Here is a 12037-nt window from a genome sequence, read left to right as displayed (position 1 = left end):
TCAGGCCGCTGCAGCCAGTCCGGCGCCAGCCAGCGCCGCCAGGCGCGCCTGTGCCTGCGCGGCCATGCCGGCCACAATCTGCTCGCAAGATTCGATGGCGCCGATGGCGGCGGCAGCCTGGCCGCTGGGCAGCACGCCTTCATCGGGGCATCCCTCGACCATCGCGCGCTGGATCAGCACCGGCGCGTTGGCGGCCATCAGGGTCTGGGCGGCGCTGTAGTCCTGCTCGCGCATCGCGCGCCAGGCGGTGGCCAGCATCTGCGCGCTGCGCATGCCCGTGCGCGCCTGCCATTTGCGCGCGGCCGCCAGCGCCAGCCAGGTGCGCCGCAATGGACCGGCTTTCTCCAGCCCGGCCAGCAGGTCGTTGTCGATCATCCGCTGCGGCAGCCCGTCGATGGCCAGTGATACACGGATGTGGGCCGGGTCGCGCACCTTGACGTAGCGCTCCAGCGTTCTTGCCGGCACCGGCGATTCGGCCGACATCAGGAAACGCGTGCCCATGGCCACGCCGGCAGCGCCGTACGCCAGCGCCGCGGCCAGTCCGCGGCCGTCGAAGAAGCCGCCCGCCGCCACTACCGGCACGCTGACGCTGTCCAGCACCTGCGGCAGCAGCAGCGTGGTCGGCGTGCCGCCGGTATGGCCGCCGCCCTCGCCGCCCTGTACGGTGACCACGTCGGCGCCGAGTTCGACGGCCTTGGCCGCGTGCTTGGCAGCGCCCACCGTCGGCATGCAGACGATGCCGGCCGCCTTGAGCCGGCCGACCATCTTCGCGTCCGGGCCGCGCCCGTAGCTGACCGCGCGCAGCCGGTGGCGGATCGCCATCTCGATCACCTCATCCGCGTTGGGCTGGAACATGTGGAAGTTGATGCCGAAGGGCCGCTCGCTGAGCGCCTTCACACGCAGGATCTCGCGCTCGACCTCGCCGGGCGCTATGGTGGCGCCCGCCAGGAAGCCGAAGGCCCCGGCATTGCCGCTGGCCGCGACCAGCTTCGCGTCCGCCACCCAGCCCATCGCCGTCTGCACGATGGGATAGCGGCAGCCCAGCAGGTCGCATAGCACGGTGTGCAGGCTCGCGGTGCTCATGCCTGGTCCTCGCCGGTGCGTTGCGAAGCGGCCATGGCGCGCGCGTCATAGCCGCCGAGCTTGTCGCCGCTGACCAGTTCGTTGTGCGCATGGGCGAAGTGGTGCCAGGCAAAGACGGCATCCATCGCCGTGCGCTTGCCCTGCAGGTCTTCCACATGGTTGACGGCCTGCTTGGTCAGCGTCAGGCCCAGCCGCGGCATCTGCGCAATCTTTGCGGCCATGCCGTAGACGGTTTCCTCCAGCGCTTCGCGCGGCACCACGCGGTTGACCATGCCCATGCGCCCGGCGCGGTCGGCGCCCATGCGCTCGCCCAGCAACAGGAATTCCTTGGCGATGCGCGGATGCAGCTCGTAGGCATGCGCAAAATACTCGACGCCGGGGATGCCCATGCGTACCACCGGATCGGCGAAGAACGCATCGTCCGACGCCACGATCAGGTCGCACACCCACGCCAGCATCAGGCCGCCGGCAATGCAGGCGCCATGCACCATGGCGATGGTCGGCTTGGGCAGCTCGCGCCAGCGCCGGCACATGCCCAGGTAGACCTCCTGCTCGCGCGCATAGAGGAATTCGCCGCCGGGCTTGTTGACGTGGTCATACCAGAGCGAGGCACGCTCGAACGATTCGTTGATATCGCGCCCCGGCGTGCCGATATCATGCCCGGCGGAGAAATGCTTGCCCGCGCCGCGCAGCACGATCACCTTGACCGCGTCGTCCGCGGCGGCGCGCCGGTAGGCCTCGTCCAGCGCATACGTCATCTTCGAGTTCTGCGCGTTGTGGTACTGCGGCCGGTTCATGGTCACGGTGGCAATGCCGTCGGCGACCTGGTAGAGCACCTCGGCATTGGGGCCAAGGCCCACGGCTTGGATAGCTTCGATGGCTGGCGATGTCATGTCGGTCTCACGCGCGTCCGGAAGGATTGCCGCGCACGATCGCGGCGCGCAGGTTGTGCGGATCGAGCTGGGCGACCAGCCGCAGTTCTTCCGGCGTCGGTGGCGCCGTCTCCGGCAAGCCTTCGCCGGGGGAGTTCGCCAGTGCAAAGCCGGTGGCCGCCTGCACCTGTTCGAAGCCCACACCCGGGTGCAGCGAGCGCACGCGGATGGCACGCTCCGGCCCGCCGAAATCCATCACGCACAGGTCGGTGACGATCACGCGCAGGTCGACGAAGCTGCGCATGCCTTCGATCTGGCGGGCCGGGTTGTAGCCGGCACTGCAGACCATGTCGACCTCGCCGCCGACGAACGCGCGCGTGCTGTGCGCCGGCACGAAGAAGGAATTGGCGTGGTGGATGCTGTTGCCGGGGAAGCCGCGCGCGCCCAGCAGCTGGGTCTTCGGCTGCGCATGCGTGCCGCCCAGGCAGGAGATATTGGCCTGGCCGAAGCGGTCGATCTGCGTCGGCATCACCAGCGCGTGGCGCCGCCCGCCCCACAGGCAGTCGAACACGCGCGAATAGCCCATCCAGCCGCTGGCACGCACCTTGTAGCCGGGCTCGCGCGGGCCCAGCGGCACCGGCGTTTCCACCAGGTAGGCCTCGCCGTCGGTCAGCAGCAGGCCGGGGTTGTGCGCAAGCCGCGCCAGGCCGGCGGCAAGGCGCGGGCCGGTGCCGATGCCGGTGGCCAGCACCTCGCCGTCATCGCACCAGGCGCGGGCGGCGGCGGCGATCATCAGCTCGGCGCGGGTGAATTCATAAGTGGCGCTCACGGTCGCTCCTTGGGTTGGCGGGTTCAAAGTACCGGCAGCGGCAGGTCGTGCACGTGGCCAAGGCCACCGAGGCGTTCCAGGTAGGCCGCCTCGCTCGCGCCCACCACGTCTTCGCGCCAGGCACGGAAGCCGTCCTCCGCCTCGGCGCTGGCGCAGTACGCCTTCAGCGCGGGCAGGTCCCAGCCATAGGCGGGGGCGCAGGACGTCGGGTGCGCCCCTGCAGGGGCATGCACCACGCCCGACACCAGCGAGCGCTCGAACGGGTTGTTGCGCGCGCATGCCAGGTCTTCTTCTTCGAGGCGGGCGTGCAGCGTCTCGCAGCTCACGTAGCAGCGGCGCGCCGCGCGTGCGAACCATTCGTCAAAGAACGGATCGGGACCGTCGATGCGGGTGTTGCCGAGCGCATCGCTCTCGTTCACGTGCAGCAGCGCGGCGTCGAGTTCGATCGCCGGCATCGCCACCAGCACTTCGCCGTCGGCATAGGGCGAGCGCACCGTCTTCAGCTGCGGGTTCTTGTCCAGCACGTCGGTGCCCAGCGCGGCGCGCGTCGGCAGGAACGGCAGCCGCGCCGCCGCCGCGCGCAGGCCCAGCTGCAGCATGCCTTCGTCCAGTTCGGTTACCTCCAGCAAGCCGCGCTCGCGCGCCTGGCGGAAATACGGCTCGAGCGGGATCACGTCGAGCGAGACAAAGCCGAACACCAGCCGGCGCACCTTGCCGGCCGCGCACAGCATGCCCACCTCGGGGCCGCCGTAGGCAACCACCGTCAGGTCCTTCAGCGGCGAGCGCAGGATCTCGCGCACCAGCGCCATCGGCTTGCGACGCGGGCCCCAGCCGCCGATGCCGATGGTCATGCCATCGGCGAGCTGGCCGATCACGTCGGCCGCGCGCATGGTCTTGTCGATTGTCTTGGTCATGGTGGTGATTAGCGGTATCCGATGCTGAAGTCGTGTCCCCACAGGCTGACGCGCGTGGCCTCGTAGGCGGCGTGGCGGCTCCAGTCCACCACCAGGCCGCCGTGGCCGAACTCCAGGTCGAAGCCGCCGGGGGTTTTCATGTAGAAGGAAGTCATGCGGTCGTTGCAGTGCTGGCCCAGCGTGGCCGACAGCTTCACGCCGTGCTGCTGCACGCGGTCCAGCGCGCGGCCCACCTCGGCCATGTCCGGCACCTCGGCCATCACGTGGATGCAGCCGGCTTCCGACGGCATCTCGAAGATCGCCAGGCTGTGGTGGCGGGCGTTGCCGCAATGCAGGAAGTGGATGCGCTTTGCCGGCTCGTCGGGATCGCTGGTAAAACGCACGCGGAAGATGTCGGACAGGCCGAACCCCATCACCTCGCACAGGAAGGCATAGGTCTCGTCGAAGGCCGGCGCGGGCAGCACGGCATGGCCCGCCCCCATCGGGTCCGTGATGAAGCGCGGCACGCCGGCCGGAGAGACAAAGCGCAGGAAATCCGAGCGCATGCCCCACGAAACCTCATGGCGGTTGCCCGACGGATCGGTGAACCATGCCATCGCCTGTACGCGGCGCTGCGCCAGTTCCGCGGCGCTGGCATGCACGACTTCCACGTTGGCCTGGCGCAGCGTGTCGAGCGCATGGCGGTAGGCCGGCTCGTCGGCCAGTTCCCAGCCGGATGCCAGGTAGCGGTCGCGCGCCCCCGGCACCACCAGGTAGCGGTAGTCGCGCTCATCCATCTTCACGTACAGCGCACCGCCGGGGGCGCCGGAACAGGCCATGCCCAGTACCTGTTCGGCATAGTGCCGCCATTGCCCCAGGTCGGTGGACTCGACCACGATGTAGCCAAGCGCACGAATATCCAACATGCCGGTCTCCTCAGTTCGTCGCCACTGCGGGCTGATGGGACCATTCTTCCGTGCGCCGCGGCCCGGCACATCGTCCAGTGGGACTAGCCGATCCGGCGCCCGCGTCAGGCCGCTGCCGGATGCACGATGTACTGGCTGGTGGGGATCACGTCGATCTTGTCGAAGTCGATGAAGCGCTGGCAGCTCTCCATCATGGCCTGCAGGTTGCGGCGGAACTTGTCCTCGTCGCCGACGGCGTCGAAGAATGCCAGCGGGTCGGTCATCGCCGCATCGGGGAAGCACTCTTCGACCATGGCGTCGTAGTGCGGCGCGGCGTAGGTGAGCGGCCGCACCACCACGTTCTGCACGTAGAGGAAGTTGTCCTGGGTCTGGACCGCCACCTGCGTGTGGTGGTTGTGCCAGGTGTCGAGCCAGGCCTGCGGCGTGAGCCGCGGCGGCCGGGTGAGGAAGGCCAGCTGCGCGAAGCCGGGTGTGCGTGCGCCCGGCGCGGCCGGGAAACGCGTATTGCGGATGGGCTGGGACTCCGTGACGAGATAGCCGGCCATGCGGCCAACGGCGGCCTCGATCGCCTGGTCGAACGGCTGGCGCAGGCGGTCGATGGCACTGTCGATCCAGACCGAGACCAGCCCTTCCATTTGCGGGCGGGTATTCGTCTGCCGCAGGCCGGCGGCACGCAACACGGCGTCGTCCGCCACGTTGACCTGCAGCCCGCGCGCGCCCAGCGCCAACAGCTTGTCCGCCAGCGTGGTGCGCAGCCGGCGCGCGAATTCCCCCGGCTCGGTCCGCGAATCGCGCCAGACGATATAGATGACTTTCTCCATGCTCCACGCTCCCTGGTACAGGTGCCGGCCGGGGCCGGACAGGTTGATGCGTGCGCGGAACAGGAACGCGGACGGCACGCATCGCTGCGTCCGTCTGACGTGCCATCCGTGTGCCGCGCCCGCTGGTCGGAGGGATGCTAGGGGCGCGGACGGCGGGTCTCATCCTCCATTCGGACTAGCAGGATCGAAACCAGGCAGGCGCGTCGTCCCGGATGACGCGCTGGGGCTCACCCGAGCGTCACGACACTGCTCAGCAGCATGCGCACCAGCGTGGCCTGGCGCGTGGCCCCCGTCTTGGAGAAGATCGAGCGCAGGTGCGCGCGCGCCGTGTTCTTGCTGGTGCCCAGCGCCTCGGCAGCTTCGTCGAGCGTCATGCCGTCGGCCAGCACCAGCGCCAGCGCCGTTTCGGCGGGGGTGAGGTCGAACAGCTTGCGCACCACCTCGTGCGAGGCGCGCGACTTGCGCTCGGGATCGCGGATAAAGACCGCGCAGGCCGGGCGATGCCGGTGGTCTTCCGACCACTCGCTGAGCGGGATCGTGCGGATCAGCACGCCGAGCTTGCCGCGCCCCGAGGGACGGGTGATCGACATGGCTTCGGCCAGCGCCGGCGCGCTGCCGTGGTGGCCCATCTGGGCGCGGCGCAGCAGGTACTGGAACTTGCGGCTTTCCTGCGGGTAGGCGATCTCGAAGTTGCCGCCGTTGAGGCGGATGCCGTCATGCTCGGCAAGGATCTCGTCGGCTTGCGGATTCTTCTTCAGGATCGCGCCAGCCGCGTCCAGGATCACCATGCCCACCAGCATGCGGTCGATCGCGCTCGCATAAAGGCTGCGCTCCGATTCGACCACGTCCAGCCTGGAATGCAGCCGGACCGCGCGCCTCAGGTGCGGCAGGATGGTGGCGCACGCGGCCTTGTCCACCGCGGAGAAGTCCCGCGCGTCGTGCTGGCGGCATACGCGCAGCCGGCACTCGACCCCGTCGTCGGTGCGGATGTCAGCGCCCAGCAGGTAGCGGATGCCGAGCGGCTGCAGGAACTGCCGGTAGATCTCGCTGCGGCACCAGTTGCCGGCGCCCATCGCTTCGTCGACCGTCACGGCCCGGTCGGTGGGCAGGTTAATGAAGGGATCGATGGCGTAGTAGTAGGTGTTGTACGACGCCTCGGCCTCCAGCGACGTGCCGTGCTGCGACGCATGCACCGCGATGCCACTGCGGTCGCTCGCGGGCGAACGCAGGATAAAGCTCACGTAGCTGGCGTCCAGTTGCCTGCGCAGCATTTCCAGCGCGCGGCCCCACGGCACCGGCTCCATCGGCCCTTCGTAGACCGCCGCCAGCAGCGCGCTGAACGCCGGCATGCTCAGTCCGGACTGCGCAAACCACGGCGACGCCATTTCTTGCGCCTCAACGGTCGCCATCAACATTGTCTGTCTCCTGTTTCCCCGCTTCATGCGTGGGCTGACCGGTGCTCTGCGGCACCTGGGCAGCGCCGATTATAGGGAGGCTGCCTGCCGATTGCCCGGCTTTGCGCGGTCTCGGTGTTTTCCCTGACCTGCAATCGGACGATGTCCGTCCCGCCCGCCGCCGATCCAATGCCTGCATCCCCGCAGTGCAACCGAAGGAGAGCAATTCAATGGAATTCACCGACAAGACCGTGCTGGTCACCGGCGGCGGCGCCGGCATCGGGCTGGCCACCGCGCAAGCGTTCCTGGAGCAGGGCGCGCGCGTGGCGATGATCGAGATCGACGCCCAGCGCGCCGGGCATGCCCGCGCGCTGCTGGGCAACAGCGGCGCGGACCTGCTGGTGGTGCAGGGCGACGCCGCCGATGCCGCCACCGTGCGCGAACTGGCTGTGCAGATCGAACAGCGTTTCGGCGTGCTCGACGTGCTGGTCAACAACGTCGGTGACTTCCTGCGGATCGCCAAGCCGTTCGAGCACTATGCCGACGACGAGATCGCCAGCCTCTACGCCGCCAACCTCGGCCACGTCTTCACCGTCACGCGCGCCATGCTGCCGCTGCTGCGGCGCAGTGCCGCCGGCAGCATCGTCAGCGTGTCGTCGATCGAGGGCTTCCGCGGCATTCCGTACTGCAGCGTCTACGCCGCCTTCAAGGCCGCGATCACCGGCTTTACACAGAGCCTGGCGCTGGAGCTGGCGCCGGCGGGCATCCGCGTCAACCTGATCGCCCCCGAGACCACCGAAACGCCGCAGGTTCCGGTGTCGCAGATGGTCGCGCCGGAACACCAGCACCATATCCCGCGCTGGATTCCGCTGGGGCGCTTCGGCACGCCACGCGACATGGCCGACGGCATCCTGTTCCTGGCCAGCCCGCGCGCTGCCTGGATCACCGGCACGGCGCTGCACGTCAACGGCGGCGCCCTGGCCGCCGCCGGCTGGTATCGCGACCCGAACGGCGTGTGGACCAACATGCCGGTCATCGACGGCAACGGCATGAACCTGTGATGGCCGCACGCCGCGGCCACACCAACCCACCAAGGAGACAAGCATGAAGATACTGATCGTCGGCGGCACCGGCATGATCGGGGGCCACGCGGCCCTGCACCTGCGCAGCCGCGGGCACGACGTCACCATCGCGGGCCGCAACCGCCCCGCGCCCGGCACGGCGCTGGGCGAGCTGGAGTTCCGGCGCTGCGACTACATCGCCAACGACTTGCCGGCCGCGCAGCTCGCTGCCTTCGACGCGCTGGTATTCGCCGCCGGCAACGATGTGCGCCACGTCCCGCCTGGCAGCGACGAAGCGGCGCACTGGGAACGCGCCAATGTCGAAGGCGTGCCGCGCTTCTTCCGCGCCGCGCGCGATGCCGGGATCGGGGTCGCTGTCCATGTCGGGAGTTTCTATCCGCAGGCGCTGCCGCGGCTGGTCGAGGACAACGCCTACATCCGCTCGCGCAAGCTGGCCGACGACGGCGTGCGGGCGCTGGCCTCGGATACCTTCCGCGTGAGCAGCGTGAATGCGCCGTTCGTCGTGGGCACGGTGCCAGGCCTGACGGTGCCGATGTTCAAGGCCTATACCGATTACGCGCGCGGCAGCTTTGCGCCGATGCCGGAGTTCGCACCGCCCGGCGGCGTCAATTTCATCTCCGCCGCTTCGCTGTCGGAAGCGGTCGAAGGCGCGCTGCTGCGTGGCGAGAATGGCAAGGCGTACCTGGTGGGCGACGAGAACCTGTCGTTCCAGGACTACTTCGGCGCATTCTTCCGCGATGCCGGCCGGCCGGTGCCGCCGGTCATCGACCAGGAACATCCGTTGCTGCCGGACTCGGCCATCTGCTTCGGCCGGGGCAATACGCTCTACTACGAGCCGGATGCGGCGGAGACCGCCCTGCTTGGCTATCGCCGCCGCGACATCCTGCGTACGGTGAGCGAGATCGTGTCGCAGTACAGCTAAGCCGGCACTACGGCGGCCCGCGCAAGCTGGCCGCCGCGGCGCAACTTACAGCCCCGAGACCAGCTGCGCGTTATCGATGCGCAGTTCCGCGCCATTGATAAAGCGCGACGCGTCCGAAGCCAGGAACAGGACCAGGTTGGCCACATCCTCCGGCTGGCACATGCGTGCCATCGGGTCCGTGCCGATGCCGAGCGCGGCCGGATCCAGGTCCGGCACCAGCGCCTGCGTCATCGGCGTCCAGATGCCATCGGGATGGATCGCGTTGCAGCGGATGCGGTAGCCGTTGCGCTTGCAGTGCACGGCCACGCTGCGCGTGAGCGCGGTGACGGCACCTTTGGCGCCGCTGTACGCGCACATCATCGGCAGCCCGCCCAGCGCCGCCACGGACGACATCACCACGATCGAACCGCCGGCCGGATTGCGCTTCATTGCCTGCACGCCGAACTTGCAACCAAGGAAGTAGCCGTCGGCATTGACCCGCAGGACCTGGCGCCAGGTGTCGAGCGAAGTCTCCTCGATCGAACCCAGCGGACAGATCGCCGCATTGTTGACCAGCACGTCGAGCCGGCCAAAACGTTCCCCGGTGGCGGCCATGGCCTTGCGCCAGTCCTCCTCGCTGGCGATGTCGTGGCGCACGCACAGCGCCGCATCGCCGATCTCGCGGGCCAGCGCCTGCCCGGCCTCCTCGTTGACATCGCTGAGGACCACGCGCGCGCCTTCGGTCGCAAGCAGCAGCGCGTCGGCGCGCCCTACCCCGCTGGCCGCGCCGGTGACCAGCGCGACCTTGTCCCTGACTTGATTCATCGCTTATCTCCCTGGGTCGTTCCGCGTCGGCCGGTGTCTGGAATCCTGCCGGCCAGCACTGCCTGCAGCGCCGCCTCGCCATACACCGCCGCCGCCTGCTGCAGCGCGGCCTGCACGTCATCCTCACGGCAAGCGTCGCCAACGCTGATTGCCACCGTGGCGCCGGGCAACTGCGCGCACAGGCTGCGCCGTGCCGCTTCCAGCGCCTCGCGCCGCCGCCCCATCAGCACGACCGCCGCGCCGTCGCGCAGCAGCGCCAGCGCGCTGGCCGCGCCGATGCCGCCCCCACCGCCCGTGACGAGGGCCGTCTTGCCTTCCAGTACACGCGTCGTCATCATGCCCCCCGCAGCGGCAGGTCCTGCGTCCAGTCGACCACCAGCTCGCGCGCGGCAATGCGCCACTGGCCATCGCGCCGCACGAAGCGGTCCTGGTAGCGGATGCCCCAGTCCAGCTTGCGCGGCACGCCGTCCTGTTCGTACAGGTGGTTGGCTATGCAATAAGTCTCGCCGGCCGCGCTATCGCCGTCGACTTCGACCCGTTGCTGGTGCACGTGATGCTGCGTGGCGCTATACCGGCCGAGCGCGGTCATGCCGTCAGCGATGGCTTGCGGTCCGTCCATGCGGAAGCCGGGCCCGACGAGCCGTGCATCCGGTGTGAACAGTTCCGCCAGGCTCGGGAAATCGCGCCGGTCCACCGCCTGCGCATAGCGGCAGGTCAGTGCGTGAATGGCTTGCTTGTGCTCCAGTTCGGACATGGCCAGGCTCACTCCTTGGTTGTGACCGTGCGGCGGCGTCAATGCGACGCCCCCCGCGGTCGTTGGGATGGCGCCTATCGTCAGCGCTGCCGCGCGGCGGGCCATCGTCCGCGTGGAGTAAGCGGACCGGGTACCGCTTAGTCCGAACGAAGGATGTACCGGGTCCGCGCCCGCCCCAAGCTTCGAGGGGGGCGCGGGCGGCCCGTGGGGCGCGCGCATCACTGACACAGGAGACAGACATGAAGCAGGCGGAACAGGCCATCGTGGCGGTCGTCACGGGCGGCTCGCGCGGTGCCGGCAAGGGCATTGCGCTGGCGCTCGGCGCGGCGGGAGCGACGGTGTATGTGACCGGGCGCACCGAACAGGAAGGCAGCGCGCCGCTGCCCGGCACCATCCACGCCACGGCGCGCGAGATCGATGCGCTGGGCGGGCGCGGCATCGCGGTCGCATGCGACCATCGCGACGATGCGCAGGTGGCGCGGCTGTTCGGGCGTGTGCGGGAGGAAGCGGGGCGGATCGATGTCCTGGTCAATAACGCGACCTTCCTGCATGACGAGCTCATCATGCCGGGGCCGTTCTGGCAGAAGCCGCTGGAGATGGCGGGGATCCTCGATGTCGGGCTGCGCTCGGGGTATGTGGCCAGCTGGCATGCGGCGCCGATGATGGCGGCGCGCGGGCGTGGGCTGATTGTGTTCACGTCATCGTTTGGTGCCAACTGCTATATGCATGGCCCGGCTTACGGTGCGCAGAAGGCGGGCATCGACAAGTTCGCGCACGATATGGCGGTGGACCTGCGGCCGCATGGGGTGGCGGCGGTGTCGGTGTGGATGGGGCCGCTGCGCACGGCGCGCACGCAGCGGGTGTGGGAGCAGCATCCCGACAAGTACGCGTCGTTCGCGCCGGTCGCGGAGACGCCGGAGTTTACGGGCAAGGTGATTCATGCGCTTTACCGGGATCCCGATTTGATGGAGAAGTCCGGGCAGGTGCTGATCTGCGCCGAGGCGGCGCTGGGGTATGGGATTGTCGATGCGGACGGCGTGCAGCCGCCGTCGTACCGGCAGGTGTTGGGCGGTCCGCCGCCGGTGCATCCGGCGATTGTGGAATAGGGATTGGGGGCTGTTCGAACTACCACAGGTCAATCCCCTCTCCCGCCTGCGGGAGAGGGGAGCTTGCTGCGGGCGTCGTCGCAATCCAAACAAGCACAGCCCACTACGTGCCCTGCGACAACAACCCCGTCGTGAACACCGTCGACCGGATTAACCATGCACCGTCGACCCGCACATACTCGTCCGCATAGCGCCCGGTCAGGAACGTGCGCGAACCGCTGGCATCATCCAGCGCCAGGTATGCAAGATCCCAGCTGCCTTGCGCCGTGGTCTCATCCAGCACGCAGATATCCCCCTGCCCTGCAAAATGCATCTCCCGCAGCGTAGGCCGGCACGCCAGTTCGGCAAAGCATTGCACCAATGCATCCCGCCCGGCGAAGCTGCCGATCCGGTCATAGTGGATATGCGCATCGTCCGGCACGAAGCACGCGCGCATCGCGTCGGTATCCTTGTCATCGCAAGCCCGCAGATAGCGCAACTTGAGCGCGCGGATCGCATCCGCAGCTTCCAGCTGCGCAAGCCGTGCGGCGATGGTGGCAATGTCGGTCATG

The 12037-nt window shown here is 68.8% G+C and carries 14 protein-coding genes; 3 read left to right on the top strand and 11 right to left on the bottom strand.

The genetic code is table 11. From position 1 onward, the window contains the following. From AB1I47_RS09955 to AB1I47_RS09925, 7 genes are all read right to left on the bottom strand, one after another. Positions 1–1083 carry a nitronate monooxygenase gene (locus tag AB1I47_RS09955; RefSeq protein WP_354683579.1) on the bottom strand — a complete coding sequence of 361 codons (1083 nt, stop codon included), beginning with the start codon at positions 1081–1083 and terminating at the stop codon, positions 1–3. Beyond that, positions 1080–1976: an enoyl-CoA hydratase gene (locus AB1I47_RS09950; protein WP_354683578.1), complete on the bottom strand. Its 897-nt coding sequence runs from the start codon at positions 1974–1976 to the stop codon at positions 1080–1082. The genes AB1I47_RS09955 and AB1I47_RS09950 overlap by 4 nt, the downstream gene beginning before the upstream one ends. A gap of 7 nt (positions 1977–1983) precedes the next feature. Continuing rightward, entirely contained in the window at positions 1984–2784 is an 801-nt protein-coding gene (locus tag AB1I47_RS09945; RefSeq protein ID WP_354683577.1) for a CoA-transferase subunit beta, read from the bottom strand. A gap of 23 nt (positions 2785–2807) precedes the next feature. Further along, positions 2808–3698 (bottom strand): CoA transferase subunit A, encoded by an 891-nt coding sequence (locus AB1I47_RS09940; protein WP_354683576.1) that lies wholly within the window; start codon positions 3696–3698, stop codon positions 2808–2810. Between the two features lie 8 nt (positions 3699–3706). After that, positions 3707–4603, bottom strand: a complete 897-nt coding sequence (locus tag AB1I47_RS09935) for a VOC family protein (protein ID WP_354683575.1) — start codon at positions 4601–4603, stop codon at positions 3707–3709. 104 nt (positions 4604–4707) lie between these two features. Next, entirely contained in the window at positions 4708–5424 is a 717-nt protein-coding gene (locus tag AB1I47_RS09930; protein ID WP_354683602.1) for an EthD domain-containing protein, read from the bottom strand. 227 nt (positions 5425–5651) lie between these two features. Continuing rightward, positions 5652–6839 carry a helix-turn-helix transcriptional regulator gene (locus AB1I47_RS09925; protein ID WP_354683574.1) on the bottom strand — a complete coding sequence of 396 codons (1188 nt, stop codon included), beginning with the start codon at positions 6837–6839 and terminating at the stop codon, positions 5652–5654. A gap of 209 nt (positions 6840–7048) precedes the next feature. Between AB1I47_RS09925 and AB1I47_RS09920 the strand changes: the two genes are divergently transcribed. Together AB1I47_RS09920 and AB1I47_RS09915 are read left to right on the top strand one after the other, a co-directional pair. After that, positions 7049–7879 carry an SDR family NAD(P)-dependent oxidoreductase gene (locus AB1I47_RS09920; protein WP_354683573.1) on the top strand — a complete coding sequence of 277 codons (831 nt, stop codon included), beginning with the start codon at positions 7049–7051 and terminating at the stop codon, positions 7877–7879. 43 nt (positions 7880–7922) lie between these two features. Then, positions 7923–8822: an NAD-dependent epimerase/dehydratase family protein gene (locus tag AB1I47_RS09915; protein WP_354683572.1), complete on the top strand. Its 900-nt coding sequence runs from the start codon at positions 7923–7925 to the stop codon at positions 8820–8822. A 45-nt stretch (positions 8823–8867) separates the two neighbouring features. On the opposite strand, the gene AB1I47_RS09910 is transcribed toward AB1I47_RS09915, so the two are convergent. From AB1I47_RS09910 to AB1I47_RS09900, 3 genes are read right to left on the bottom strand one after another with little or no spacing between them, the layout of a single operon-like run. Continuing rightward, positions 8868–9626 (bottom strand): SDR family oxidoreductase, encoded by a 759-nt coding sequence (locus AB1I47_RS09910; RefSeq protein ID WP_354683571.1) that lies wholly within the window; start codon positions 9624–9626, stop codon positions 8868–8870. Further along, positions 9623–9961, bottom strand: a complete 339-nt coding sequence (locus tag AB1I47_RS09905; RefSeq protein ID WP_354683601.1) for an SDR family NAD(P)-dependent oxidoreductase — start codon at positions 9959–9961, stop codon at positions 9623–9625. Before AB1I47_RS09905 ends, AB1I47_RS09910 begins: the two co-directional genes overlap by 4 nt. After that, a complete protein-coding gene (locus AB1I47_RS09900; protein ID WP_354683570.1) occupies positions 9961–10380 on the bottom strand; it encodes a nuclear transport factor 2 family protein in 420 nt (139 codons plus the stop codon). The genes AB1I47_RS09905 and AB1I47_RS09900 overlap by 1 nt, the downstream gene beginning before the upstream one ends. Before the next feature lie 239 nt (positions 10381–10619). Here AB1I47_RS09900 and AB1I47_RS09895 point away from each other — a divergent pair, with 239 nt between their 5' ends. Beyond that, positions 10620–11486 carry an SDR family NAD(P)-dependent oxidoreductase gene (locus AB1I47_RS09895; protein ID WP_354683569.1) on the top strand — a complete coding sequence of 289 codons (867 nt, stop codon included), beginning with the start codon at positions 10620–10622 and terminating at the stop codon, positions 11484–11486. 103 nt (positions 11487–11589) lie between these two features. On the opposite strand, the gene AB1I47_RS09890 is transcribed toward AB1I47_RS09895, so the two are convergent. Beyond that, positions 11590–12036, bottom strand: coding sequence for a nuclear transport factor 2 family protein (locus AB1I47_RS09890; RefSeq protein WP_354683568.1), 447 nt, complete (start codon positions 12034–12036; stop codon positions 11590–11592). Position 12037 lies beyond the last annotated feature (1 nt).

The sequence above is a fragment of the Cupriavidus necator genome, assembly GCF_040578825.1.
Classification (GTDB): Bacteria; Pseudomonadota; Gammaproteobacteria; order Burkholderiales; family Burkholderiaceae; genus Cupriavidus; species Cupriavidus necator_E.
The sequence above is the reverse complement of the archived record's forward strand: the minus strand, read 5'-3'. Positions and strand labels throughout refer to the sequence as shown.